The 23,419-nt window shown below is 59.0% G+C and carries 24 protein-coding genes; 6 read left to right on the forward strand and 18 right to left on the reverse strand.

Annotated features, from left to right (window positions below; genetic code table 11):
* Window positions 1-2: 2 nt before the first annotated feature.
* A complete protein-coding gene (locus PEL8287_RS04300; RefSeq protein ID WP_085891477.1) occupies window positions 3-1,046 on the reverse strand; it encodes an MBL fold metallo-hydrolase in 1,044 nt (347 codons plus the stop codon).
* Window positions 1,046-2,764: an acyl-CoA dehydrogenase family protein gene (locus PEL8287_RS04305; protein ID WP_085891131.1), complete on the reverse strand. Its 1,719-nt coding sequence runs from the start codon at window positions 2,762-2,764 to the stop codon at window positions 1,046-1,048. The genes PEL8287_RS04300 and PEL8287_RS04305 overlap by 1 nt, the downstream gene beginning before the upstream one ends.
* 135 nt (window positions 2,765-2,899) lie before the next feature.
* Between PEL8287_RS04305 and PEL8287_RS04310 the strand changes: the two genes are divergently transcribed.
* Window positions 2,900-3,841 (forward strand): L-threonylcarbamoyladenylate synthase, encoded by a 942-nt coding sequence (locus tag PEL8287_RS04310; protein ID WP_085891132.1) that lies wholly within the window; start codon window positions 2,900-2,902, stop codon window positions 3,839-3,841.
* Here PEL8287_RS04310 and PEL8287_RS04315 read toward each other — a convergent pair.
* Complete coding sequence (locus PEL8287_RS04315; protein WP_085891133.1) at window positions 3,838-4,164, reverse strand: AzlD domain-containing protein; 327 nt, start codon at window positions 4,162-4,164, stop codon at window positions 3,838-3,840. The genes PEL8287_RS04310 and PEL8287_RS04315 overlap by 4 nt on opposite strands.
* Window positions 4,161-4,895, reverse strand: coding sequence for an AzlC family ABC transporter permease (locus PEL8287_RS04320; RefSeq protein ID WP_085891134.1), 735 nt, complete (start codon window positions 4,893-4,895; stop codon window positions 4,161-4,163). The genes PEL8287_RS04315 and PEL8287_RS04320 overlap by 4 nt, the downstream gene beginning before the upstream one ends.
* Window positions 4,896-4,958: 63 nt before the next feature.
* Between PEL8287_RS04320 and fdhD the strand changes: the two genes are divergently transcribed.
* Genes fdhD through PEL8287_RS04345 form a run of 5 tightly spaced genes read left to right on the forward strand, consistent with a single transcriptional unit; the run spans window position 4,959 to window position 8,679 of the window.
* Window positions 4,959-5,843 (forward strand): formate dehydrogenase accessory sulfurtransferase FdhD, encoded by an 885-nt coding sequence (gene fdhD, locus PEL8287_RS04325; RefSeq protein WP_085891135.1) that lies wholly within the window; start codon window positions 4,959-4,961, stop codon window positions 5,841-5,843.
* The gene (locus tag PEL8287_RS04330; protein WP_085891136.1) at window positions 5,840-6,298 is read left to right on the forward strand and encodes a GNAT family acetyltransferase; all 459 of its coding nucleotides are present in this window, start codon (window positions 5,840-5,842) and stop codon (window positions 6,296-6,298) included. The genes fdhD and PEL8287_RS04330 overlap by 4 nt, the downstream gene beginning before the upstream one ends.
* The gene (mobA, locus tag PEL8287_RS04335) at window positions 6,288-6,935 is read left to right on the forward strand and encodes a molybdenum cofactor guanylyltransferase MobA (protein ID WP_085891137.1); all 648 of its coding nucleotides are present in this window, start codon (window positions 6,288-6,290) and stop codon (window positions 6,933-6,935) included. Before PEL8287_RS04330 ends, mobA begins: the two co-directional genes overlap by 11 nt.
* Window positions 6,932-7,423: a molybdopterin-guanine dinucleotide biosynthesis protein B gene (gene mobB / locus PEL8287_RS04340; protein WP_085891138.1), complete on the forward strand. Its 492-nt coding sequence runs from the start codon at window positions 6,932-6,934 to the stop codon at window positions 7,421-7,423. The genes mobA and mobB overlap by 4 nt, the downstream gene beginning before the upstream one ends.
* 5 nt (window positions 7,424-7,428) lie before the next feature.
* Entirely contained in the window at window positions 7,429-8,679 is a 1,251-nt protein-coding gene (locus PEL8287_RS04345; RefSeq protein WP_235862184.1) for a molybdenum cofactor synthesis domain-containing protein, read from the forward strand.
* Between the two features lie 38 nt (window positions 8,680-8,717).
* Here the strand turns inward: PEL8287_RS04345 and PEL8287_RS04350 are convergent, their stop codons facing one another.
* The 14 genes from PEL8287_RS04350 to PEL8287_RS04415 all read right to left on the reverse strand — a co-directional run bounded on the left by PEL8287_RS04350 (window position 8,718) and on the right by PEL8287_RS04415 (window position 23,405).
* The gene (locus tag PEL8287_RS04350; RefSeq protein ID WP_085891140.1) at window positions 8,718-10,502 is read right to left on the reverse strand and encodes an ABC transporter ATP-binding protein; all 1,785 of its coding nucleotides are present in this window, start codon (window positions 10,500-10,502) and stop codon (window positions 8,718-8,720) included.
* Between the two features lie 154 nt (window positions 10,503-10,656).
* A complete protein-coding gene (locus PEL8287_RS04355) occupies window positions 10,657-11,238 on the reverse strand; it encodes an amino acid synthesis family protein (protein ID WP_085891141.1) in 582 nt (193 codons plus the stop codon).
* Window positions 11,231-12,073 carry a UPF0280 family protein gene (locus PEL8287_RS04360; RefSeq protein ID WP_085891142.1) on the reverse strand — a complete coding sequence of 281 codons (843 nt, stop codon included), beginning with the start codon at window positions 12,071-12,073 and terminating at the stop codon, window positions 11,231-11,233. The genes PEL8287_RS04355 and PEL8287_RS04360 overlap by 8 nt, the downstream gene beginning before the upstream one ends.
* On the reverse strand, window positions 12,073-13,524 hold the full coding sequence (locus tag PEL8287_RS04365) for a 6-hydroxynicotinate reductase (RefSeq protein WP_085891143.1): 1,452 nt from the start codon (window positions 13,522-13,524) through the stop codon (window positions 12,073-12,075). The genes PEL8287_RS04360 and PEL8287_RS04365 overlap by 1 nt, the downstream gene beginning before the upstream one ends.
* Complete coding sequence (locus PEL8287_RS04370; RefSeq protein ID WP_085891144.1) at window positions 13,521-16,211, reverse strand: molybdopterin-dependent oxidoreductase; 2,691 nt, start codon at window positions 16,209-16,211, stop codon at window positions 13,521-13,523. Before PEL8287_RS04370 ends, PEL8287_RS04365 begins: the two co-directional genes overlap by 4 nt.
* Entirely contained in the window at window positions 16,208-17,059 is an 852-nt protein-coding gene (locus PEL8287_RS04375; RefSeq protein WP_085891145.1) for an FAD binding domain-containing protein, read from the reverse strand. Before PEL8287_RS04375 ends, PEL8287_RS04370 begins: the two co-directional genes overlap by 4 nt.
* Before the next feature lie 176 nt (window positions 17,060-17,235).
* Window positions 17,236-17,931: an ABC transporter ATP-binding protein gene (locus tag PEL8287_RS04380; protein ID WP_085891146.1), complete on the reverse strand. Its 696-nt coding sequence runs from the start codon at window positions 17,929-17,931 to the stop codon at window positions 17,236-17,238.
* The gene (locus PEL8287_RS04385; RefSeq protein ID WP_217807665.1) at window positions 17,931-18,638 is read right to left on the reverse strand and encodes an ABC transporter ATP-binding protein; all 708 of its coding nucleotides are present in this window, start codon (window positions 18,636-18,638) and stop codon (window positions 17,931-17,933) included. The genes PEL8287_RS04380 and PEL8287_RS04385 overlap by 1 nt, the downstream gene beginning before the upstream one ends.
* Window positions 18,635-19,579 carry a branched-chain amino acid ABC transporter permease gene (locus PEL8287_RS04390; RefSeq protein ID WP_085891147.1) on the reverse strand — a complete coding sequence of 315 codons (945 nt, stop codon included), beginning with the start codon at window positions 19,577-19,579 and terminating at the stop codon, window positions 18,635-18,637. The genes PEL8287_RS04385 and PEL8287_RS04390 overlap by 4 nt, the downstream gene beginning before the upstream one ends.
* The gene (locus PEL8287_RS04395; RefSeq protein ID WP_085891148.1) at window positions 19,576-20,502 is read right to left on the reverse strand and encodes a branched-chain amino acid ABC transporter permease; all 927 of its coding nucleotides are present in this window, start codon (window positions 20,500-20,502) and stop codon (window positions 19,576-19,578) included. The genes PEL8287_RS04390 and PEL8287_RS04395 overlap by 4 nt, the downstream gene beginning before the upstream one ends.
* Before the next feature lie 204 nt (window positions 20,503-20,706).
* The gene (locus PEL8287_RS04400; RefSeq protein ID WP_085891479.1) at window positions 20,707-21,135 is read right to left on the reverse strand and encodes a GNAT family N-acetyltransferase; all 429 of its coding nucleotides are present in this window, start codon (window positions 21,133-21,135) and stop codon (window positions 20,707-20,709) included.
* Window positions 21,136-21,484: 349 nt separating this feature from the next.
* Complete coding sequence (locus PEL8287_RS04405; RefSeq protein WP_085891149.1) at window positions 21,485-21,976, reverse strand: SixA phosphatase family protein; 492 nt, start codon at window positions 21,974-21,976, stop codon at window positions 21,485-21,487.
* Window positions 21,973-22,614: a ferredoxin gene (locus tag PEL8287_RS04410; protein ID WP_085891480.1), complete on the reverse strand. Its 642-nt coding sequence runs from the start codon at window positions 22,612-22,614 to the stop codon at window positions 21,973-21,975. The genes PEL8287_RS04405 and PEL8287_RS04410 overlap by 4 nt, the downstream gene beginning before the upstream one ends.
* On the reverse strand, window positions 22,611-23,405 hold the full coding sequence (locus tag PEL8287_RS04415; protein ID WP_085891150.1) for a sterol desaturase family protein: 795 nt from the start codon (window positions 23,403-23,405) through the stop codon (window positions 22,611-22,613). The genes PEL8287_RS04410 and PEL8287_RS04415 overlap by 4 nt, the downstream gene beginning before the upstream one ends.
* Window positions 23,406-23,419 lie beyond the last annotated feature (14 nt).

Raw genomic sequence — 23,419 nt, forward strand, 5'->3', positions numbered from 1 at the left:
TCTCATCCCTTCCTCTGCCACAACCAGGCACCATCGGCGCGGCGTATACGAGTTACCTCGCCAGCCTGATGCAGATGATTCAGATGTGCAACCGCTTCGACAAGGGCCAAACCATAGGTGCCGTGATCAATTTTTCGTTTGAAAAGCGGCGCAAAGCAGTCTGCGGCGGTTTTCGGAGACGTCAGATGCTGGCGTAGACGGTTCAGCGCGCCGTGATGATTCTCGATCAGTTGGCGCATACGGACAGGCAGCCCGGTGAAGGGCAGTTTATGGCCTGACAAGACCAGATGGTCCTCGTGCGCCAGCGCCGCCAGCCGCCCGCAGGCTTCAAGCCAGTCGGCCACCGGATCGGCTTCAGGTTCGGTCGGATAGACACCCAGATTGGGGCTGATCGACGAAATAATCTGATCGCCTGCCAGCACCAGATTGTCGTCGCGCGACCAAAGTGTCAGATGTTCGGGCGCGTGACCGTTGCCGATATGCACGTCCCAATCCCGACCGCCCGCACGGATCATGTCACCCTGTTTCACACGGGTGTACCCCACTGGCAGAGGATAACTGGTATCGGCAAAGTTATAGGGGCGGTCGTTTCTACGGCTGTTAAGTATCTCGGGATCCATGCCGGCACTGCGCCAGAAGGCGATGGCCTGTTCTGTCGGCCGCTCTTCAACATCCAGAATAAGCATGCGCGCCAGCAGCCACGAGGTACGGGTGGCGACAAGCCGGGCGTCAAACCTCTCCATCAACCAGCCCGCCATCCCGATATGGTCGGGGTGGTGATGGGTCAGGATCACGCGGGAAACCGGCCTGCCTTGCAAGGGGCCAGCCAGAATGCTTTCCCAAAGCGCAACCGAGCGCTTGGAATAAATGCCGGTATCGATAATGGTCCAGCTGTCGCCGTCATCCAGCGCGTAGACGTTGACGTGATCCAGCGCCATGGGCAGCGGCAGGCGTATCCATAGAACACCGTCAGACACCTGAACCGCTTCGCCATGGGCAGGTGGTTCAGCCCAGGGATACCGCAGCACCCCGCCCGCACCATCCATCATGCGCCCAGATCTTCTGGGGTCAACGCATAAAGATCATCGGCGCCCGCCGTTGCATGGGCCAGCAGTCCCGCGTGTTCCGGCAGCAGACGTGTAATGTAGAACCGGGCAAGTTTGCTGCGGGGGCCGGTGCCACCTTCGGCAATTGCTGCGGACAGGTGGAAATGCCCGCCAAGAATACGGGCGAAGGCGCGCAGGAAAGATGCCGCACCGGCAAACCGCTGGTTCAGGTCTTTTTGCGCCACCATCCATTCCACGGCTTCGCGCAGGGTTTCCGAGGCCTGCCAGACGGGCTCGGCCAGATCGGGCAGCGTGGTACGGCCGGCTTCGGCTTGAGCCTCGATTTCGTCCAGCAGGGTATAGGCAGCTTCGCCGCCGTCCATCAGTTTGCGTGCAACAAGGTCCATCGCCTGAATGCCATTTGTGCCTTCGTAAATCGCGGTGACGCGCACATCGCGGAAGTACTGGGCTGCACCGGTTTCTTCGATAAAACCCATGCCGCCGTGAACTTGAATACCCATGTTCGACACGTCGATGCCGGTTTCAGTACCAAAGGCCTTGGCGATAGGGGTCAGGAAAGCGGCACGTGCCCCCCATTCCTTGTTGCCGGTAGCGGTTTGCATGTCGATGGCTACTGCACAGGCCAGCGCGATCGAGCGCGCAACGGTTATTTCGGCTTTCATCGTGGTCAGCATGCGGCGCACATCGGCATGGTCCAGGATCGTCCCGGTGCCATCCTCGACCGGGCTGCGGCCCTGTTTGCGCTCCAGCGCATAGGCCAGCGCGTGCTGGTAGGCGCCTTCGGCCGTGCCGATGCCCTGACCCCCTACGCCCAGTCGGGCGTTGTTCATCATTGTGAACATGGCGCGCATGCCGTCATGCTTTTCACCGATCAGCCAGCCGGTGGCGCCATCAAATTGCATTACCGCCGTCGGGCTGCCGTGCAGACCCATCTTGTGTTCAAGGCTGACCACGCTCAGGCTGTTGGCACGGCCAGGGTTGCCGTTTTCATCAGGAATGAACTTGGGCACCAGAAACAGGCTGATACCTTTTGTGCCCGGTACGCCATCGGGCAGGCGGGCCAGAACCAGGTGGCACACGTTTTCGGTAAAGTCGTTATCACCCCAACTGATATAGATTTTTTGCCCGGTCACAGCATAGCTGCCGTCACCGTTATCCTCGGCCTTCGAGCGCAGCGCGCCAACGTCGCTGCCGGCCTGTGCCTCGGTCAGGTTCATGGTGCCAGCCCATTCGCCGCTAACGAGTTTGGGCAGATAGATTTCCTTGATGGCGGCGCTGGCGTGATGTTCCAGCGCTTCAATCTGTCCCTGAGTCATTAGTGGATTTAACTGCAATGACAAACAGGCCGAACTCATCATTTCATTGACCGCGGTGGCAACGGCCATCGGTAGTCCCATACCGCCAAACTCGGGGTTGGCGCTAATTGATATCCATCCACCTTCGGCGATGGCTTTGTAGCCGTCGGAATATCCCGGCGATGTGCGGACAACGCCGTTTTCCAGATGGGCCGGATGCAGGTCGCCATTACGCTGCAAAGGATACAGTACCTCTTCGCACATCCGGCCTGCCTCGGACAGGATTGCTGTGGTCATGTCTGGAGTGGCTTCGGAAAAGCGATCTGTTTTTACGACCTTTTCAAGGTCCACGATGTGGTCGAAAATAAACTTGTACTCATCTACCGGCGCGCGATACGGCATCAGATTCTCCTAATATTCAATTGGGGCGGCTTGGAATCGGCAACCGCGCCCTATATGCATTCCATCCTGTGAACTAGAGTAGACAAACGCGGACTGCCAGCAACCAAAACGCCGCGTCATAAAGGAAATTGACCCTTGCAGACCGAACGCCTTGCCGATGACCCGACGGGCCATGCGCGCGCTGCTGCTATCCTGCAGAATGGTGGTCTGGTCGCCTTTCCGACCGAGACGGTTTACGGGTTGGGCGGGGACGCGCGCAATGATCTGGCCGTGGCACGGATATTCGAGGCCAAGGGGCGGCCGCGGTTCAATCCGCTGATTGTGCATGTCGCATCCGTCAAAGCGGCGCAGGAATTTGTTGAATGGCCATTTGAGGCAGATGTGTTGGCGCAGGCGTTCTGGCCCGGTCCGCTGACACTGGTTTTGCCGCTCAGACCGGATGCCGGCCTGTCACCGCTGGTCACGGCCGACTTGCCAACCCTTGCGATCCGCGTGCCTGCGCATCCGGTGGCGCAGGCGTTGCTGGCCGCTTTCGGCGGCCCGGTTGCAGCTCCGTCGGCCAACCCATCGGGACGGATCAGCCCGACAACGGCCGAACATGTGCTTGCAGGCCTGTCGGGTCGGATCGAAGCTGTGCTGGACGGTGGGGCCTGTGTTGTGGGGGTTGAATCGACTATTCTGGGTCTGGATGGCGTGCCCACTCTTTTACGCCCTGGCGGATTGCCGGTTGAAGAGGTTGAGGCTGCTCTGCATGATAGGGTTTTGCACCACGCAGCCAATGATCCGCTGAATGCACCGGGTCAGATGGCATCGCACTATGCGCCCGGCGCAAAGGTCCGTCTTGAGGCGACCGATAAACACGAGGGCGAGGTTTTGCTGGGATTCGGCCCGGTTGAATCCGATCTGAACCTGTCACCGGCAGGTGATATGGTTGAGGCCGCGGCGAATCTTTTTCACCACCTGCATGCACTTGATGCCTGCGGCGCAGATGTCATCGCCGTTTCACCTATCCCGGAAACGGGCCTTGGCCGTGCGATCAATGACCGGCTACGCCGCGCGGCGGCACCCAGGCCTTAGCCAAATATATACAGTCCGGCATAAAGCGTTGCACCGCCACAAAGGATGGCTGGCAGAACGCTGCGGCTGGCCAGACCAACCGCAAGCGTGACAAAGGCTGCCAGCAACCGGGAAATATCCGGTGTCCCGCCTGTTTCTGCGGGCCACAGGACAAGTGGTGCTACAAGCCCCGGCAAAACTGCGACTGCAGTGTACCGAAGATGCCGCAGTAACCAGGGCGGCAGGGGATGGTTGCCGACCAGCCCTAAGAAAATAAACCGCAGCGCAAAACTGCCTAAACCCAGCAGCACAATGACCGTCCAGAGGGCCATTTTATCGATCACAGCAATTTTCCCGGGGCAGAAATTGCGGCACGGCGTTTGGTTAACACCTCGATCTGTGCGCCGGCCATCATACCCGCAACACCTGCTGCCAACAGGCCAAGGTTGTAGGGCAGGCCGGCTGAGATCAGCGCCACAATCACGGATACCAACGCAGCTGCAAGATGCGCGGAGGTGCGCAGCATTGGGGCGATAAGCGCCAGAAAGGTGATCGGGATTGCAAAATCAAGCGCAAGGCCATCTGGGACCGATGCGCCGACCAGTGCGCCGATCACGGTGAATAGGAACCACATTGGGCATATGGGTGTGGCCACGCCAAAGAAATAACTCAACCGTTGTCTTAACGTCCAATGGGAGTTGTCCGCAAACTTCAGGATCGAGCTGGCATAGGTCTGATCAACAGTGAAATAGGCCGCAAGGGCGCGTTGCCAAAGGGGTGCCGCCCCCAGATAGGGCGTAAGCGACGCCGAGTACAAAGCCATACGCAGGTTCACGGCCAGGGCCGAGATGATCGCAATTGTCGTCGGGGCGCCATCACTCAGCAACTGCAGCGCCGTGAATTGCGCCGCCCCGGCAAGGACAGCAACCGAAAAGGTCAATGCCTCCAGGATGTTCAAGCCGGCTTCGGTGGCCACAACGCCGAAGAGTGTAGAGAAGGGAATAAGCACAAGGATAAAGGGTGCCCCGTCACGCGCGCCCTGCCAGAAGATTGATTTCGTGGTTTCCGTCGGCACCGGTTGACCCTAGATTACCCATACAATGAAATCGGTACTAATCTTTCGCGAGAGTAAAATCAATTGGCAGCAACTTTAGATGTATCGGGATACCTGATCGCCCCCGATCCCAACGCGGTGCGCCTGACACGCGCTGTCGAAGGGATTGACCACGAAGGCCAGCGTATCGATCTTTCCGTTGTGGAAGAACGGCCTTTGACGATTTTCCTAAATGGTCAGGAAATAGTGACCGCCATGACCATCGGTGACTACCCCGAATACCTTGCGCTCGGGTTCCTGCGCAATCAGGGCATGCTGCGGGCGGGGGAAACGGTTCTGCGGGTTGATTACGATGAAGAACTTGAAACCGTTGTCGTTCGCACCGACGGGCAGACGACCTATGAAGAGAAGCTGAAGAAAAAGACCCGCACCAGCGGCTGTGCCGTGGGCACAGTCTTTGGCGACATGATGGAGGGGCTGGACAAGGTTCAGCTGCCACAGGTGCAGGTAAAAACCTCGGATCTTTATGCGCTGGCCGCCAAGATCAATCGCACGCCATCGCTTTATCTTGAGGCGGGGGCAATTCACGGCACGGTGCTGTGTCAGGGCGACCGGCCCTTGGTTTATATGGAGGACGTGGGCCGCCATAATGCCGTGGACAAGATCGCCGGCTGGATGCTGAGCGAAGATGTGCAGGCCGGGGATAAGGTGCTCTATACCACCGGGCGTCTGACCTCGGAAATGGTAATCAAAACCGCGCTGATGGGTATCCCGGTGCTGGCCTCACGCTCGGGCTTTACCGCCTGGGGGGTAGAGATTGCCCGCCAGGTCGGGCTGACGCTGATCGGTCGGATGAAGGGCAAGCGGTTCGTCTGTCTTTCGGGCGAGGATCGGCTGGTTTGGGACGCGGATGTGTCTTTGATTCAGGATGAACCCAAAAAGGCGGGCCGCAAAGGCAGCCAGACATGACGACTGATTTCCAGCCCATTCAGGATGACGATGTCGCGCAGGTGGTCAAGCTGTGGCACAGCTGCGATTTGACCCGACCCTGGAATCCGCCGGGCGAAGATATCGCGCAATTGCGCGCCCATCCCACCGCCGAGATACTTGTCGCCCGGAATGCCAACGCCTGCGTGGCCAGCGTTGCGGTCGGGTATGACGGCCATCGTGGCTGGGCTTACTATGTGGCAACTGATCCTGCTTTTCGCAACCGGGGACTGGGCCGTGCCGCGATGCGGGCGGCTGAAGGGTGGCTGACTGTCCGCGGAGTTGCTAAAATCCAGTTGATGGTGCGTGAAAGCAATGCGGCTGTGATCGGGTTCTATGGCGGTTTGGGTTACAAGGATTCAGGTGTGAGGGTACTGCAGAAATGGCTCTCACCCGAACGCGCGCGGCTTTGCGCGGAGGGAACGAATGGTCACTGAACCTCTAGGCGTGATTCTTGCTGGTGGCCGCGCCACCCGGATGGGCGGGGGTGACAAGGGGCTGTTGACCCTTGGGGATGGCACCATTCTGGATCAGGTGATTGCACGACTTGGGCCGCAAGTGGCGGGCATGGCGCTGAATGTCAATGGCGATCCGGCGCGGTTTGACGGGTGTGGGCTGCCGGTCTTGGCGGACAGTATCACAGGGTTTGCTGGGCCACTGGTGGGCGTTCTAGCCGGGCTTGACTGGGCGGCGGAACAAGGCGCCGATACAATTGTGACTGTTGCCGCCGACACACCGTTTTTCCCCTGCGATCTGGTGCCGCGCCTGTTGCTGGCAACCGAAGGTATGGAGCACCGCCTTGCGCTTGCTGCGACGCCACGCGCGGACGACGAGAAAACCAAATCCATGACACGCTCGGGGCTTATCCGGCATCCGACCTTCGGGATATGGCCCGTGGCCCTGCGCGACGATCTGCGCGCGGCGTTGCAGGACGGGTTGCGCAAGGTTGTGATCTGGACCGATAAACACGGCGGACGAGAGGCCATGTTTGACGCATCGGGTGATCCGTTCTTTAACGTCAACACACCCGATGATCTGGAAAAGGCGCGCGAAATGCTAGGGGCCAAGGCATGAGAATTTACGGTGTCGTCGGTTGGAAAAACGCCGGTAAAACCGGTCTGATGGAGCGGCTGGTGACCGAGATCACCGGGCGTGGCCACACGGTATCAACCGTGAAGCATGCCCATCACCGTTTTGACGTCGATCACGAAGGCAAGGACAGTTACCGGCACCGCGTGGCCGGGGCGACCGAGGTTTTGCTGGCCTCGCGCAACCGGTTTGCCCTGATGCACGAGTTGCGCGACGAGGACGAACCGCCGCTTGAAACCTTGCTGGCCAAACTGGCGCCGGTCGATCTGGTGCTGGTCGAAGGGTACAAGCGGGATACCCATCCCAAAGTCGAAGCGCATCGCAACACAACCGGCAACCCGCTGATCGCGCCCACGGACCCGACAGTGAGGGCCGTGGCCAGTGATGTCACGTTAACGCTGGATCGACCGGTGTTTGATCTGGACGACACCGGGGCGATTGCCGATTTCATCCTGTCCGAGGTTGGCCTTTGACCGGCTTGAAGCCACCCCCCCTGCGCGACGATTGTTTTGCGCTGCCCGCCGGTATCGACTGGACCCCGGTGGATGACGCGCTGGCACTGTTGCGCGAAAAATTGCGGCCTGTGGTCGGGCAGGAAAAATCGCCGCTGTCCGGCGCATTGGGCCGGGTGTTGGCCACGCCGCTGGTGGCCGCACGATCCAACCCGCCGCAGGCCAATACGGCGGTGGATGGCTATGGCTTTGCCTACGCCTCGTTGGGAGATGGCGATCAGGTATTGCCTTTGGTGGAGGGGCGTGCCGCCGCAGGTGCGCCGTTTCCGCGTCAGGTGCCGCCGGGGTATGCAGTTCGTATGCTGACCGGTGCGGCCCTGCCTGACGGGGTTGATACGGTTATCCTGCAAGAGGACGTGACGGTTGGGGATGGCGAGATTGCGTTTCGCGCCGGTCTGAAAGCCGGGGCCAATACCCGTAAAGCGGGCGAGGATGTGGCCGCTGGTGACACCGTGCTAAAGGCCGGACGCACCCTTACCGCCGCAGACCTTGCCCTGATCGCGGCGGTGGGCCTGTCGCAAGTAGAGGTATTCCAGCGTCTGAAGGTGGCTGTAGTCTCGACCGGTGATGAGCTGGTCGACGCCGGAGAGCCTGCTGGCCCGGGGCAAATTTATGATGCCAACCGTCCGATGCTGTCAGGGTTGGTGCAGGGATTCGGCTTTGAAACAATTGATCTTGGTAAGGTGCCGGATAATCGCAAAGCTTTGCGCAAGGCGCTGGATGATGCGGCAGACCGCGCCGATGTCGTCCTGACGTCTGGCGGGGCCTCGTCGGGGGACGAAGACCACGTTTCGGCCCTGCTGACCGAGGCGGGCGCCATGACGGAATGGCGAATCGCGGTTAAACCGGGGCGGCCGCTGGCCCTTGGCATGTGGCAGGGCACGCCGGTTTTTGGCCTGCCTGGCAACCCGGTGGCGGCGATGGTCTGCACCCTGATATTTGCGCGACCCGCGATGGCGGTGCTGGCCGGTGCCGGGTGGTCCGCACCGCAATCCTTTGACGTGCCCGCGGCGTTTTCGAAATCCAAAAAACCCGGCCGCCGGGAATACCTGCGCGCCCGAATACGCGATGGGCAAGCCGAAGTGTTCAAATCGGAAGGATCGGGTCGGATCAGCGGGCTGAGCTGGGCCGAAGGCCTGGTGGAACTGCCTGACGCAGCCGCAGAGATCCGGCAAGGTGATCCGGTACGCTTTATCCCCTTAACGAGCTTCAGCTAGACCGTAATACCTTTTGAAATGCTTTATCTCAAAACTCTTTAACGCTCGTCATAGCCCTTCTTTTGTGCCTTGTAGAGCTGGGCGTAAAGACCGTTTTCTTTTAACAATCTGTCATGTTTGCCTTGCTCGACCAGTTTGCCGGATTCAAGAACAAAAATGCTGTCTGAATCGGAAACAGATGACAGGCGGTGGGCCACAATGATGGTCGTCTTACCTTTTGTCAGGCGGTCAAGGGCGGATTTGATGCGTGCCTCGGTGGCCTGATCCAGGGCCGATGTGGCCTCGTCCAGCAAAAGGATCGGCGCATCGCGCAGAAAGGCGCGGGCGATGGCGATACGCTGCTTTTGACCGCCCGACAACTGCGCGCCCTTTGGCCCAACGGGTGCATCACCACGTTGCCGGATGAAATCGGCAATTTCGGCGTTTTCAGCGGCTTGCCAGACCTCGGCTTCGGTGGCGTCCGGGTTCACGTAACGGATGTTTTCCCAGATCGAATTGTTGAAGATCACGATGTCCTGCGCCACCACTGAAAAAGAACTGCGCAGTTTATTGACCTTCAGTTTGTCGATCGGGGTCCCGCCAATTGTTATGTGCCCGCCCTTCACGTCGTAAAGCCGCGACAGAAGTGACAGGATGGTGGTTTTGCCGGAACCGGTTGCGCCAACGATGGCTGACACCTGTCCACCTTTGAATGTCATATCCAACCCGTCGAAAAGTGGTTGTTCAGGACTATAGGCAAATGTCACACCCGACAGGACGATATCGCCCGACGTGTCGAAATCGGTCACTGCAGCAGGTGCATCGGCGATCGTCGGTGTTTCCTGGTAAAGGCTGCGAATACGGTCAAGTAAAACCATCTGGCCGTTCAAGGCGCCAAAATACTGTGCCAGCAGGCGGGCAGGGTCAAAGACCATCACCATGCCCAGAAGGAAAGTGATGATTGCGGCGCCATCCACGTCAAAGTTTGGATTCAGCACCATGTAGCCGCCACCGCCAATCACCAGAACATAGACAAAAGCCGATGAAAGATCGATGGTCGGCATGACCAGCGCCTGTGTGGTTTGTACCCTCATCTGCAAATCGCGGATTGAGCGGGTGCCCTCCAGAAGCCGGCTTTCTTCCATAGGTTCCTGGTTTGAAATCTTGACGGTGCGCATGCCGTTCACTGTTTCTTCGATCCCGTTCATGTAGTTGCCGATAGCTTTTTCAGCCTCGATCTGGCCCTTTTTTACGCGCCAGGCGACATAGTTCATGACCCATATGATAAAAGGAAGAACCACTACAGCGGTGGTGAACAGAATTGGGTTTTTGTAGATCAGGTAGCCCGAGACGATCACCACGGTAACCGCATCACGCACCGCGTTGGCGGTTGACTGGCCTACGAAAGCCCCCAGGCTTTGGGTTTGCCCGACAAGCCGCTGCATGATCTCGCCCGACTTGGTGCGCTCAAAATAGGCAAGATCAAGCGACATCATGTGGCTGACCAGATCACGGCGCATTTCGAAAACTGCCTGATTGCTGATCCGTATGGTGATGCGCGGGACGAGATATGCCATCAGTCCGCGTACCGCGAAAAGAAAGAAGACAACGGCGCAGACCTGGATAAGGTCGTTGATTGCACCGGCGTCAAAGATCACGCGCAGCCCGCTTTCAGTGAGCGACAGAAATTGCTGGTAAACCAACCCCTGTACCAGAACCATCAGCATGACGACCAGCAACCAGGGTGCTTTCTTTTTCAGATATTTCGACCAGAGCCAGCGTAGATTGTCACGATCCTGGGCTGAAAAAAGCGGTATGCGTATCTCGGTTTTTTTTTGCGTCATCTAGGGAAAGGCATCCGTTCAAAGTGGCTTAGCGCGGCTATAGACGGTTCTTGCAGCAAGGTCATCCCTTGGTTTGCGTTTCTCTTTAGACGTGCCTTTCTTGCTTGCCAGCCTGTTTGTTCTTGGCCACCCTCTTTGAACTGATCCATGTACGCTAGCGCAGCCCGTCTTCGCCTTTGACCTCGGACACTGCAAGCCCACCCATTCGGTCATGGACGCGACCGCCGCGGCTCATGGCCAGTACGAAAAGCAATTCATCAGCGCGGGGACCATCCGGCAGCCCTACCTCCATGCCGTCGAAATGGCTGCGCACATAAGCGGCGTTGATGTGGCCAAGCGGTACGTCGATGCGGGTGCCGGGGCCGCCCTGTTTCATCGACGATGGCACAATCGCCTTGGCCTCACCCAAACGGGCCCGCATGGCATAGCCGCCTGGCACGTGCCAAAGCGCGGTATGCTCCAGTTCGCCTGCCTCTCCAGCCATGGCGGCCTTGCCATAGCCGTCGATACCATCGATGCCGCCCATGGCTTCTATCAGCCGGTCGGTCATCATCAGGCCCAGGGGGTTGAGATCGTCCATCGCCGATTGCAGGTCATCGGAATACCCCCCCGCAAACGGATTTTTTACCAGCGCAGCAATGGCTGCGCGGCGCCGGGGTTTAGCAGGAGCGGGGCCGCCATCGTGATGGATGTCTTCGATGAAAATGGCGGTCTTTCGCAGGGTAAATTCAGGCATCCAGGGATTCTTTCTGTTGGACAAGAGGAAGGGAGCCGACCAGACGGATCTGGCCGCAAAGCACCATCGCCGCACCGGTAATCAAGCCCCGAGATTGGCATCTGGCGGCAAATGTAGCGCCGTTTGAAAGCGCAGTATTGATGTCTTCGGGGCCAAGCGGGCCGACATGCGTGGTGACAATACGCGCGCCAAGATCGCTGTCAGGGGCGAGGGCCTTGGCAGGCGTCCGATGAATGGCGGGATGATCTGGCAGGTTGACGGCGTTGGCAATCATGGTGGCGGCGGCATCGGCCTGCGCTGCGGTGGCAGCCAGAACCGTCACGCTGTCTGCAATCCCAAAAGAATGGCTGCGCCCGCGCCAGCCCGAGGTCGCGATGCCGCGCACCGGATCGGCGTACCGGATGCGGATATGGCCCGGCGGATCGCAGGTAATAGCGGCCTGCATATGCTGATCTTCGCTCAGGTAAAACGCCACATCGCCGCCGTTGTTGACATAGGCCTTGGTGATGCCCGACCCGTTGCAGATAGCGGCAAGAATGGTATCGGCCCCGGCGCCCGCGACGGCGGCCATGGGCGTGATGAATTGCGGCACAAATGGCTGGGTTGCATGGTGCATTCGGCGGGCGGTATCGCTGGTGGGTCGGCGGCCAGTAGGCTGGCGCAGAAGCGGAAGCTCAGCGGCAAGCTCTTCCAGAAGGGTGTCAAAACGGGCGACAGCGCGGCCAAGGGCGGCATCGCGCTCCGGGCCGGTGACGCCGACGATCATGTCGATGGGCCCGTGGTGCAGGTGCAGACGCTTGCCGTCGGGCAGCCATGTGGCTTGGGCGCGCTGCATCACGTCCCGTCCTTTTTAGGGCCGACGGTACGGAATTCACTGCCGTATTCGCCACCATGGGCGAGGATGTCCGAGATGCTGCGCACAGCGGCGTCATGGCCACCAAGGGTGCGGTAATCCTCGCGTTTCAGCGTGAACTCCAGCGGGGCGACAAGGGCGGGTGTGGGCACATAGCCAAAAGAGCCGGGAGGCATTTGCGTGACATCAACCATCAGGGTGATGCCGCCGCCGGGCCAGACAAACGCGGGGGCTCCGCCGCAAGTGACACGGGTTTTCAGCGCCTGCACCGAGCGGGTAAGCTTAACTGGGTTCTGCGTGACGCCCGAGCGAAGAGAGCCGCCAGCCCCGGCGGCAAACATCACCGTGCAAAGTGCGGGTTCGCAGTTTTCCGCGATCAGATCGACCGAAGCCCGCAGTGTGTCGGGCAAAGGCGCAGGTTGGGGTTCGAGATTATCGTCGAGGATGTAATACCCGAACTGCTCGCCGGTGGTGGAGACCATGAGCAGAGTCAGACCGGGCCGCGCGCCCTTTTTATCAAGCCAGGGATTGAGGATGGTCAATGGGTCGGTGATATCGGTGCCGCCCCAACCCAGGCCCGGCTTGGCGACCTGAAAATAGCGGCCTGGGGTTGAACGGCGGCCCTTGATACGGATGCCGGTATCGGGCCATCCCAACACCTTGCCGGCCTGATGTTCGCTGACGACGCCGGTGATATGGTCATCGACCACCACAACCTCATCCACCAGACCGTGCCATTGGCTGGCGAACATGCCTATCGTGGCCGAGCCACAGCCGACGCGCATGCGTTCTTCCCGGTGGCCGTCCACGATAGGCGGCTGACCTGCCTGCACGACGACGGTGGCGCCACCGTCAATTGTCAGCTCGACCGCTTCGCAGTTGCACAGGCGCAAAAGGGCGTCGCAGGTTACCCGGCCTTCGGACTTGGAGCCGCCAGTCAGGTGATCAACCCCGCCAAGCGACAGCATCTGTGAGCCATATTCCGACGTGGTGACATGGCCGATCACCTCGCCAGCCGCGCGGACAGTGGCGGCCTCGTGTCCCAGATGCCGGTCAGTGTCGATCTTCACCTTGACGCCGCAGTAGGAATAGATTGCCTCGGTTACCACGGTGATGAAATCTGCGCCCTCAACCTCGCGGCTGACGATGAAAGGCGCGGGCTTGTAATCGGGGTAAGTGGTCCCTGCGCCAATACCGCTGACGAACAGGTCACCCGAGTTCAGCACCTCGCCGTCCCAGTCGGATACCAGAAACGGGCGCACTTCACCGCCGGCCTCAAGGCGGCGGTCAAGGATGGTGATCGGGTCACAGCGGACGATCTTGCCGCCCTCGTTGGCATAGCGGTCACAGGCGCCAATCTTGCCGTCGGCGATATAGCACATCACCGGGCAGGCATCGCAGCGGATTTTTTCTTCGCGCTTGCGATCAGTCATTTAGTGGCCTCACGGATGGCGGCCAGAACGCGATGCGGAAGGGCAGGCAACCGGGTGATGCGTGCGCCACAGGCGTGACGGATGGCATTCAGGATTGCCGGGGCCGTGGGGATCAGCACATGTTCCCCAAGCCCCTTGGCGCCCATTGGCCCCTCAGGGTCGGGCACCTCGATAAAGAGTGTCTTGATCTCTGGCATGTCACCCGTCGTCGGGATCAGATAGTCATGCAAGTTTTCGGTGCGGCCGGGAATATAGTCTTCCATCAGCGCCATGCCCAGGCCCTGGGCAATGCCGCCCTCAACCTGACCTTCGGCCAGCAGCGGGTTGATGACATGCCCAAGGTCGTGGGCTGCGGTGATCCGGGTGACCCTGACGGTGCCAAGTTCGGTATCCACTGCCACCTCGGCGATCTGCGCACCATAGCCATAAACGGCATAGGGCGCGCCCTGACCATTTTCATCCAGCGGACTGGTTGGCGGGTCATAGGTTTCTTCTGCGGCGATGGCATATCCGTTTGGGTCGGGTGCTATATCTGACAGGTCGATGTGGCGCGCGCCTTTGCCATCGGTAACAGTCAGGACACCGTTTCCAAGGCTGACGTGCGCATCCGGCCCCATGTTGCTCAGGCCAAGGATTTTGGCGCGCAGCGCCTGCCCTGCCCGCAGGGCGGCTTTACCCGTCACAAAGGTCTGGCGCGAGGCCGAGGTTTTTCCGCAATCGGGTGTCAGTGCCGTGTCAGGGCTGATCAGGGTGAACTGGTCGACTGGCAAGCCAACCGCGTCGGCGCAGATCTGGGTGATAACCGTATTGGCGCCTTGTCCGATATCGGTCGCGCCCTGATGCAGGCAAAGCTGGCCCTCTGTTGTGATGCCAACACGAATGGTCGAGGGGTTTGGCAGGCCGGTATTTCCGCAACCATACCAGCAGGACGCCAGCCCGGCACCATGGCGGATCGGCCCGCCGCTGATGTTCTTTTCAGCCACGCGCTTTAGCGCCTTGTGCCAGGGGCTGTGCAGCGCTTCAAGGCAGGCAGAAATGCCAATCCCGCCAAGTTGCTGCCCGCAAACCGTGCTTTGGCCATCCCGCAGGGCGTTGATCCGGCGAAATTCCAGCCGGTCGATTCCCGTCTTTTCAGCCAGATCATCGAACAGCGTTTCCTGCACGATTGCCGCCTGTGGTACGCCAAAGCCCCGAAAGGCGCCCGATGAGGGCTGAAAGCTGTGAATCGCCCGCGCCTCGGCATGGTAATGCGGCATGAAATACGGTCCCGAAGCATGAACCGGAACGCGGCCCGCCACGGTGGGGCCCCAGCTGGCATAGGCGCCGGTGTTGAAATCACCGTCAAAGACCATGCCGGTCACATAACCACTTGCATCGGTGCCAATACGGCCAGTCATCTTTGCCGGATGGCGCTTGGTGGTCGAGGCCATGGATTCTGCCCGGTTATAGATCATCCGCGCCGGACGGCCTGTTTTCAATGCGACAAGCCCGATCAGCGGTTGCAGCGATACGTCCAGTTTCGACCCAAACCCACCTCCTGTGGCCGCCGGGATGATGCGCAGGCGTTCGGTAGGCAGACCAAGAATTTTCGCGGTTTCATCCCGATCCATGATCGGGGCCTGGGTGCAGGCCTGAATGACCAGCGTGTCACCTTCCATCCAGGCGACACCGGCCTCGGGTTCGATATAGGCGTGTTCGATATAGGGAGTTTCGATATGGGTCTCGGCCACATGGCTGGCCCTGGCAAGGGCCGCTTCCGCGTCACCCCGGCAAACCCTGCCGGTTATCAGGATATTATCGGGGCGGTTTGCGTGAACTGTTGTGTCATCTGTTTTCACCCAGGTAACTGGAAAACTTTCAAGGTTCAGCATTTCCACTACGGTCGGGTCACCGGCAACCAAGGCCACCGCTTCGCCGCGCAGGCGGGTGTGGCTGTCGGCCAGCGCGGGCTGATCGGCAAAGGCGGGGATGGTGCCGAAACGGTTTTCGCCGGGAATGTCGGCAGCTGTAAAGACCTGCACCGCCCCGGCCTGTTGTTCGCACCAAGCGACGATATCACCAAAGGTAAAGGTCATCGGTGCGTCTGGGGCGCGCAAGGCCCGGACCAACAGGGTTTTTTCAGGTGCGTAATCGGCGCCAAAAACTTCCGTTCCCATAACTTTGGGCACGCCGTCAAGGCGTTCCAGCCGGCTGCCCACCGCTTGTCCCGGCAAGGGGGCGGCGGGGGTGGCACCGGGTTGGGTGTCCAGCACGGCGTCGATGATCTTGGCATAGCCGGTACAGCGACACAGAACCCCGCCAAGCGCTTCTTCAGCTTCCAGGCGTGTTGGTTTGGGGTTTTCCGCCAGCAAGGCGGTGGCGGCCATCAGCATCCCGGGGATGCAGATGCCGCATTGCGCCGCGCCATGGCGCAGGAAAGATTGCTGCAGGGCGGTGTTGCCCAGGCCCTCAACCGTGGATACGTCACACCCGGCAACCTGTGCTGCCGGGGTCAGGCATGCGCAGACCGGCACGCCGTCGACCAGAACGGTGCAGGCGCCGCAATCGCCTGCATCGCACCCCACTTTGGTACCACGCAGGTTAAGGTCTTCGCGCAACACTTCGGACAGGCGCCGTGAGGGATTAACCGGCAGGGTCTTGGGTTTGCCATTGACCGAAAAGCCAAGGATCTCCACAGGCCGGTTCATGCGGCAGCACCGGTCGTCTGGTCAGCCAGATCATTCAGCGCCCGGCGGATCAGCTGGGTGGCAGCATGGGTGCGATAGGCAGCGTCGGCACGGATGTCGTCGATAGGGCTCAGATCTTCCGCGATCAGCGCACCGGTGGCACATGTTGTCAGGCTGGCGTCGATACGCCTGCCGGTCAGTGCCTTTTCCAGCGTGGGCAGTCGCGTGGCAACCGCACTACAGGCGCCGACAGCAACGGCGGCGCTGGTCACGTGGCCGCTGTCAGTGACCAGCCGGGCGGCGACCATGGCAATTGAAATCACAAGGTATTTGCGTGCACCAAGCTTCAGGAAACGCGATTGCCCATCGGGCGTTGGGACGAGCAGGGCGGTCACTATCTCATCTGGCGCCAATGCGGTTTGGCGCACCCCGGTGATGAAATCAGTCAAAGGTAGGGTCCGCGCCCCTTTGGCTGAGGCAATTTCAACAATGGCGTTCAAAGCCAACAGGCAGGGCACCCCGTCTGCAGCTGGCGATGCGTTACAGATATTACCCGCAAGGGTACCGGCATTCTGAATCTGGACCGACCCGACTTCGACCGCAGCCTGTTTCAGCATGTCAAAGGCAGGTTGCAGATCGGCACGGATAATGTCGCTCCAGCGGGTATTGGCGCCTATCCTGATATGATCCGGCGCTTTAGTGATCCCACGCAGCGCACTGATGCCGGTAATGTCCAGAATCGGGCCTTCCAGCGCGCGCCGCCGGGTTGCCGGAAAAAGATCGGTGCATCCCGCCGTAACAGTGGCCGGGGTTTCAGCCAGAAACCCAAGCGCATCGTCAAGCGTGTGAGGCCGGTAATAGACAGCCAAAGGGACCCTCCTGCGCCGGGTCTATCCGGCAAAGAACTCTGCAACGGGATGGTGCGTTAGTGCGGTTGCAGCTGTCAACACGCCTCTTTGAGGTTCAATGGGCAATGCGGGCTTCTTCTTGGTGGAAATACTCTGGGGGTTTGGGGGTAAAACCCCCAACTGGCGCGGCAAGCGATTCACACGCCGATATAGCGCTCGACGATACTGTGATCGTCGCGCAAGGCCTGTGCAGGCAGAACCTCACCGCCCTGACCGTTTTCGATAAAGGCCACCCGGTCTGCCACGGAAAGCACCGCATCGACGCGTTGCTCGACCAGCAATATCGCCACGCCTGCGTCGCGCATCTTCACGATCACCTGGCGGATCGCTTCGATCATCGACGGTTGCAGCCCCTCGGTGGGTTCGTCCAGCAACAGCGCCTTGGGCCGCAGACACAGCGCGCGGGCGGTCGCCAGCATCTGTTGCTCGCCGCCCGACAGGGTTTGCGCGCGCTGGCGATACCGCTCTCGCAGGCGCGGAAACAGGGTCAGAACTTCATCCAGCGTATCGGGGCCGCTTTTGCGCGCCCGCAATCCGATTTCAAGGTTTTGCGCAACAGTCAGTCCGGCAAACAGACGTCGCCCCTGCGGGATATAGCCGATACCGGCGCGGGGCACCTCGTGCGGGGGCAGTTTGCTGACGTTCTGGCCGTCCAGCATTATGGAACCCGACATCAGCGGCAACAGCCCCATGATGGCCTGCATCGTGGTGGTCTTGCCCGCGCCGTTGCGGCCCAAAAGGCACAGGATTTCGCCACTGTTCACCGTCAGCGACAGGTCGCGCAACACCTGGGCACGGCCATATCCGGTATTGATTGCCTGCAACTCCAGCATCAGCCCGTCCCCAGATAGGCGGCCTGAACGGCTGCGTTGGCGTGAATTTCATCCGGCGTACCTTCAGCCAGAACTTCGCCGAAATTCAGCACTGTCACCTGATCGGCAGTTTCCATGACGACGTTCATGTTATGCTCGATCAGAAGGATGGTGGTATCACCTGCCAGTTCGCGGATCAGGTTTTTGAAATCTGTGATTTCGCTGTCGGCAAGCCCTTGAGTGGGTTCATCAAGGATCAGCAACCGAGGCTTTTGCACCAGCCCCATGGCAATTTCCAGCAGCCGCTGGTGGCCATAACTCAGGTCGCCCGCTTCCTGATCCATCCGCTCCAGCAGACCAACCTGGTCAAGTGCCTCTTTCACAGCGGTATCAACCTTGTCGCCGTGCAAGCGGCGGCGGGCGGCAAGCGCTACGTTTTCGGCCGCCGGCAGGCGCGAAAAAACCGAGGTGATCTGAAACGTATAGGCCATGCCCAGCATGATGCGCTTATGCGCAGGCAGCGCGGTGATATCGACCTCGTCAAAAAATACCCTGCCCTCTGAAGGTTCGATGCGACCGCAGATCATACCGACCAGCGTTGTTTTGCCAGCCCCGTTCGGGCCAATCAGCGCCCGCACCTGACCGATGGGCAGGTCAAAATCGACATCCTGAACCGCCTGAAGCCCATCAAAATGTTTGCTTAACCCGCGGGTGGACAAAAGCATCATGGCAGCCACCTCCAGATCCGGGCGCGCAACTCGCCTGTCAGGCCCTGTGGGGCGAACAGCGTCAGCAAGACAAGAACCACACCTGCGATCAGCATATAGGCGGTTGTTATGCCCGAGCTGAGGTCGATCAGGTAAAACATGAACAGCGTGCCGATGAACGGGCCCAGCACAGTGCCTGCGCCACCCAGAAGCACCCATAAAAGCGGAAAAATCGAATATTGCACCGAGGCAAAGCTGGCCCCGGCATAGCCGAAAAGCAGGCCATAAGATGCCCCTGCCGCCGCCGAGATCGTGCCGGAGATCACCATCGCGCCCAGCTTGTGGGCGAAGGTATTATAGCCCAGCATACGCACGCGTTCCTCGTTCTCGCGGATGGCGACAAGGGTTTTGCCAAAGGGGTGACGGATCAACCAGAGCGACGCCAACAGACAGGTGGCGAACAGGCTGAGGGCGGCGAAATACCGGTTCGTGGGCTGACTGAGGTCAATGCCCCACAGCATCCGTTGCGCCTGTTGAATAACAAAGCCTTCGTCGCCGCGGGTGTATTCGCCGAAATAAAGGATGGTCAGGTATCCCGCCTGCGCGAACATCAGCGTGACGATCATGAAAGCCACCCCTGCAGTGCGTAGTGCCAGCAGGGCCAATGCCATGGATACCACAACGCCCGCGGCAATACCGGCCAGCAATGCCGGAGCGGCGGAAAACCCAAGGTGCTGAATGGTCAGCGACATGCCATACATGCCCGCAGCAAAAAACAGGGCGTGGCCAAGGCTCAGCAGGCCGGTATAGCCAAACAGGATATTATATCCCACCGCGTAGCTGGCCAGCACCATGATCCGCGCCAGGTTGCCGTGGTGATAGGCCGGCAACACAAATTGCAGGGCAAACAGAAGCACAAGCAACCCGCCATGCAGGGCGATGGTCTTGGTCGTAACGCTCATGAATGGCGTGTCCCGAACAGGCCCTGCGGGCGGAAGACCAGAACAAGGCCCACCAGCAGGGTCGCCAGAATTTTTGCCAGCGTGGGTGAGAAGAAAACAGATATGATTCCGTCACTCAATCCAATGAGAACCGCTGCCAAAACGGTGCCGGGCAGACTGCCCAGCCCGCCGATGATCACCACGATAAAGCTAAGCAAAAGGGGATCAGCCCCCATCAGGTAATGCGCCTGCTGGATCGGAACGATCAGAACGGCGGCAAGCGCGGCCAACGCGGCCCCCAGCCCAAAGACCAGCGCATAGACCTTTTCAACCGGGATACCGAAGGCCAACGCCATATCGCGGTCGGCCTGTGTGGCGCGCATCACCAGCCCGGCGCGGGTGCGTGTCATCAGGATCCAGACCCCCAGCAGCACGCCCGCTGCCGCCCCAATCACCGCAAGCTTATAAGAGGTCGTGCCAAGACCCCAGGGCCAGATCATCTGCCAACCGTTTTCACCATGTTCGAACCAGGGGATGGCAAGGCGGGTGTTGAACGGGGCCTCAACCGGGCGGGCCTCGGGGCCATAGGTCATCAGGGTAAGTTGCTGGATGATGTACAAAAGCCCGATAGTGGCGACGATGGTGCGCTCGGGGTCATAGTTCACGCGTTTTAGGATAGTCATATCGGCCAGCACGGCGATGACCCCGACGATCAGTGGTGCCACCACAAGGGCCACAGCAAAACCAATTGCAGGATGACCGCCCATGCTATGTGCGATCCACCATGCTATGACGGCGCCCAGCATGAAAAACTCGCCATGGGCAATGTTGACCACCCGCATGACCCCAAAAACCAGACTGAGGCCCACTGCGGTAAGCGCAAGCACGGCAGCGGTAACTGCGCCTTCAAGCGAGGCGAGGATAAGATAAGGGCCAAGATCCATGTTACATCAATGGATGCCCCGGACAGGGGCGTGGGGCAACCTATTTTGTAAGCTTCGCAGGTTTTGCATGTGGATTTCGTGGTTTGCATCGCGAGTGGGGCGCGCAAATGGCTGCTGCAACAGAACGGGACGCAGCCAACCCCACCGAAAATCCGGTGGGGTCTTTTTTGCGCAAGGTTGACATAAACCTTTACCCTGACAAACTCATGGGTTGGAAAATGACATTCGCATCACCTTCTGCCCCGAAGCTTCGTCCAGACGCTCGGCGCCTTCGACAAAGCCGCAGCGCCGATAAAACCGTCGCCCTGCGTTGTTTTGGGTAAAGACTTCAAGTTCCAATGTGCCCTTTTGTCTGAGGGCATGGTCCATCAAAGCCCGGCCAATTCCTAACCCATGATATTCCGGGCGCAGGAAAAGCCCACCAATCTCGTTGCCGATGAGGGCGATGAACCCCACCGAATGCTTGTGCTGTTCAGCGATCCATACCTCGGCCATGTCAAGAAACACATCCCGGATCATCGCTTCGGCCTGGTCCGTGAATTCCGGGGTCAGGAAAGGGTGGGCAAAAGCGCTTGTTTCACGCCAGATGGACAGGACAATAGTTTTGTCGTCCGGCGAATAGGGTCTGATCATTGTCAGAGTCATCCTTTTGAGGGCCTGCAAGTTGCAGCCATAAATTTTTGTTGTAAGTGGATGTCACACTGTCAAAGCCACCGCCCGGTTTATCGGTGCGGCGTTCGCGTTTTACAGTCGTGCGGTCGGCTGGTCGCAGCCTGTTATGCGCGGGGCATAAAATCTCCAGATCAGATGCAGGTTTTTTTAGGGTAGGCCCGAACGTAATACAAGCCGCGTTGCGATCGGGCGGGATCACGTCCTGGCAAATCCGGAAAGCGGCTGAAGCGAACGTTTTGTACGCCTGCCAGCTCTGCCACCCGGAAATGCGTACGGAATCCACGTACGAAACGAACAGAGCGTACGAAATTCAGTCGGTCAATTCCTTCGGAATCACAAAGGCTTTTAACTGTCCGGTGCCCGGTTTCAGATCTGCCCAGTCATCGATTTGAAAATCAACCACTAGTGTCGCACAGGTGGGGAAATCGCTGAATCTGGGGTGGTCCGGTGTCGCGGCTACCAAATCGCCAGCAAAAAAAGCGATGCCGGGATTATGCCCCAGCATCAGAACCACACTTCCGGAAGCCTTGCGCAATTCTTCCAACATCCGCCCGGGTCCGGCAAGATAAAGACTGTCCAGAAAATTTTTCGGGCTATCAAACCCAAGCAGCGCACAGGTCTCTTTCGTGCGCGCTGAAGTCGAGCTAAGTATCTGATCTGGAATATAATTGCTTGATTTCAACCAAGATCCAAGCGCGCCTGCAGCGCGTCGGCCCCGCCCATTCAACGGCCTCTCATGATCATCCAGCCCCGGTTGTCCCCAGCTGGATTTGGCATGCCGCATCAAAATCAAACGCTTCATTTGAACGCCTCCATATGAAATGCCGACTGCTCTTCTGTCCGGCCATAGGACTGGCTGATCGGGCAAGCCCGACGAGTGGCGCAACCCTTTGACATACAATGATTTTCCGGTTGATCAAGATCAGTTTTGCAGGCCGCAACATCATAATTTTCAGGTCTTAATGCATCAACCGGACAAGCAGTTATACAGGGCTTGTTTTCGCATTTTATACAAGGGTTTTCGCTGATTTCAGGCAAATCCAGCTGTTCCCGAAACCCCAAGGCCCCGCGATACGACACCATCAACCCTGCCACATCATGCACCAGCAACCCCACCGGCGAGATAAAAGCCCGCCCACTTTTCGTGGCCCATTGGATAAACGGTTGGTATGGTGGCCCGCCAAACGGAAAATAAGCTTTGGCATTCAGTGTCTTGGCCAGATCAGAAATGACCCTTGACGACCATCGATCCAGCGGGTCATCCAGCCGGTCCCGGTATTCCGGGGAGGCGGTGAAATGGGCCCAGAATCCAGGTTCCCTTGGACCAAGCAGGACCAGTGTCTGAATATCGTCGTTCAGATCACCGGGCGCGCAGTGCAGCGCGCCAAAGACGCAAAGATTTTCAGAATAAGAAGCGATATCAATGTTTTGAAGCTTCATTTCCGTCGAAATGGTAACATCAGAGACCACCCCAATTTTGACGGACGATCATCCTGCCACTGCAATCCGATGGTCATTCCGTCATGTCCTTTTTCCGGCTGCGCAATGTAGGTACCGAACATCCGGTCCCAGATCGAAAGGGAAAATCCGTAGTTGCTGTCATGCTCATGCCGCATGTCCGAATGATGCACGCGGTGCATGTCCGGTGTTACCAGAACCAATCTTACAATCGCATCCAGCCACAATGGCAGTTTGATATTTGCGTGGTTGAACATGGCCGTTCCATTCAGAATGATTTCGAACAGAATGACCCCGACTGCGGGTGGTCCCAAAAGATAAACAAGCCCGATTTTCAGTAACATTGAGAACGCGATTTCCATCGGATGAAAACGGATGGCGGTGGTCACATCGATATCACGATCCGAATGGTGAACCCGATGAAAGCGCCATAAAATTGGTATTTTATGGGTGATCAGATGTTGCGCCCATATCGCCAGATCAAAGACCAGAACAGTGGCAACAATTGTTATCCATAGCGGCAGTTCCAACTTGTTGAACAGCCCCCAACCATTGTTACCTGCGTCCATGGCTGCGCCAACGGCCAGTAATGGCAGCATCAAGGCCAGCAGGCGCAGTGTGATCGTGTCGACGATGGTAATGGCCCAGTTCGTGACCCAGCGAGTGCTGCGTGGCTGGTTGCGTTCGCGGCGTGGCACCAGCGCCTCAATCGTTGCAAACAGGGTGAAGAGGCCAGCAAAAACGGCCAAGCGAATAAGAGCTTCATTTTCCATGGCTCATACCTAAA

Origin of the sequence: Roseovarius litorisediminis, from assembly GCF_900172295.1 — a bacterium.
In the GTDB taxonomy this organism is placed as follows: Bacteria; Pseudomonadota; Alphaproteobacteria; order Rhodobacterales; family Rhodobacteraceae; genus Roseovarius; species Roseovarius litorisediminis.

What these genes read in the sequence shown, in the direction of transcription:
- PEL8287_RS04300 (WP_085891477.1), bottom strand. Translation starts at nt 1,046, where the DNA reads ATGGATGGTGCGGGCGGGGTGCTGCGGTATCCCTGGGCTGAACCACCT.
- PEL8287_RS04305 (WP_085891131.1), bottom strand. Translation starts at nt 2,764, where the DNA reads ATGCCGTATCGCGCGCCGGTAGATGAGTACAAGTTTATTTTCGACCAC.
- PEL8287_RS04330 (WP_085891136.1), top strand. Translation starts at nt 5,840, where the DNA reads ATGACGACTGATTTCCAGCCCATTCAGGATGACGATGTCGCGCAGGTG.
- mobA (WP_085891137.1), top strand. Translation starts at nt 6,288, where the DNA reads ATGGTCACTGAACCTCTAGGCGTGATTCTTGCTGGTGGCCGCGCCACC.
- mobB (WP_085891138.1), top strand. Translation starts at nt 6,932, where the DNA reads ATGAGAATTTACGGTGTCGTCGGTTGGAAAAACGCCGGTAAAACCGGT.
- PEL8287_RS04350 (WP_085891140.1), bottom strand. Translation starts at nt 10,502, where the DNA reads ATGACGCAAAAAAAAACCGAGATACGCATACCGCTTTTTTCAGCCCAG.
- PEL8287_RS04355 (WP_085891141.1), bottom strand. Translation starts at nt 11,238, where the DNA reads ATGCCTGAATTTACCCTGCGAAAGACCGCCATTTTCATCGAAGACATC.
- PEL8287_RS04360 (WP_085891142.1), bottom strand. Translation starts at nt 12,073, where the DNA reads ATGCAGCGCGCCCAAGCCACATGGCTGCCCGACGGCAAGCGTCTGCAC.
- PEL8287_RS04365 (WP_085891143.1), bottom strand. Translation starts at nt 13,524, where the DNA reads ATGACTGATCGCAAGCGCGAAGAAAAAATCCGCTGCGATGCCTGCCCG.
- PEL8287_RS04370 (WP_085891144.1), bottom strand. Translation starts at nt 16,211, where the DNA reads ATGAACCGGCCTGTGGAGATCCTTGGCTTTTCGGTCAATGGCAAACCC.
- PEL8287_RS04380 (WP_085891146.1), bottom strand. Translation starts at nt 17,931, where the DNA reads ATGCTGGAGTTGCAGGCAATCAATACCGGATATGGCCGTGCCCAGGTG.
- PEL8287_RS04385 (WP_217807665.1), bottom strand. Translation starts at nt 18,638, where the DNA reads ATGATGCTTTTGTCCACCCGCGGGTTAAGCAAACATTTTGATGGGCTT.
- PEL8287_RS04390 (WP_085891147.1), bottom strand. Translation starts at nt 19,579, where the DNA reads ATGAGCGTTACGACCAAGACCATCGCCCTGCATGGCGGGTTGCTTGTG.
- PEL8287_RS04395 (WP_085891148.1), bottom strand. Translation starts at nt 20,502, where the DNA reads ATGGATCTTGGCCCTTATCTTATCCTCGCCTCGCTTGAAGGCGCAGTT.
- PEL8287_RS04400 (WP_085891479.1), bottom strand. Translation starts at nt 21,135, where the DNA reads ATGATCAGACCCTATTCGCCGGACGACAAAACTATTGTCCTGTCCATC.
- PEL8287_RS04405 (WP_085891149.1), bottom strand. Translation starts at nt 21,976, where the DNA reads ATGAAGCGTTTGATTTTGATGCGGCATGCCAAATCCAGCTGGGGACAA.
- PEL8287_RS04410 (WP_085891480.1), bottom strand. Translation starts at nt 22,614, where the DNA reads ATGAAGCTTCAAAACATTGATATCGCTTCTTATTCTGAAAATCTTTGC.
- PEL8287_RS04415 (WP_085891150.1), bottom strand. Translation starts at nt 23,405, where the DNA reads ATGGAAAATGAAGCTCTTATTCGCTTGGCCGTTTTTGCTGGCCTCTTC.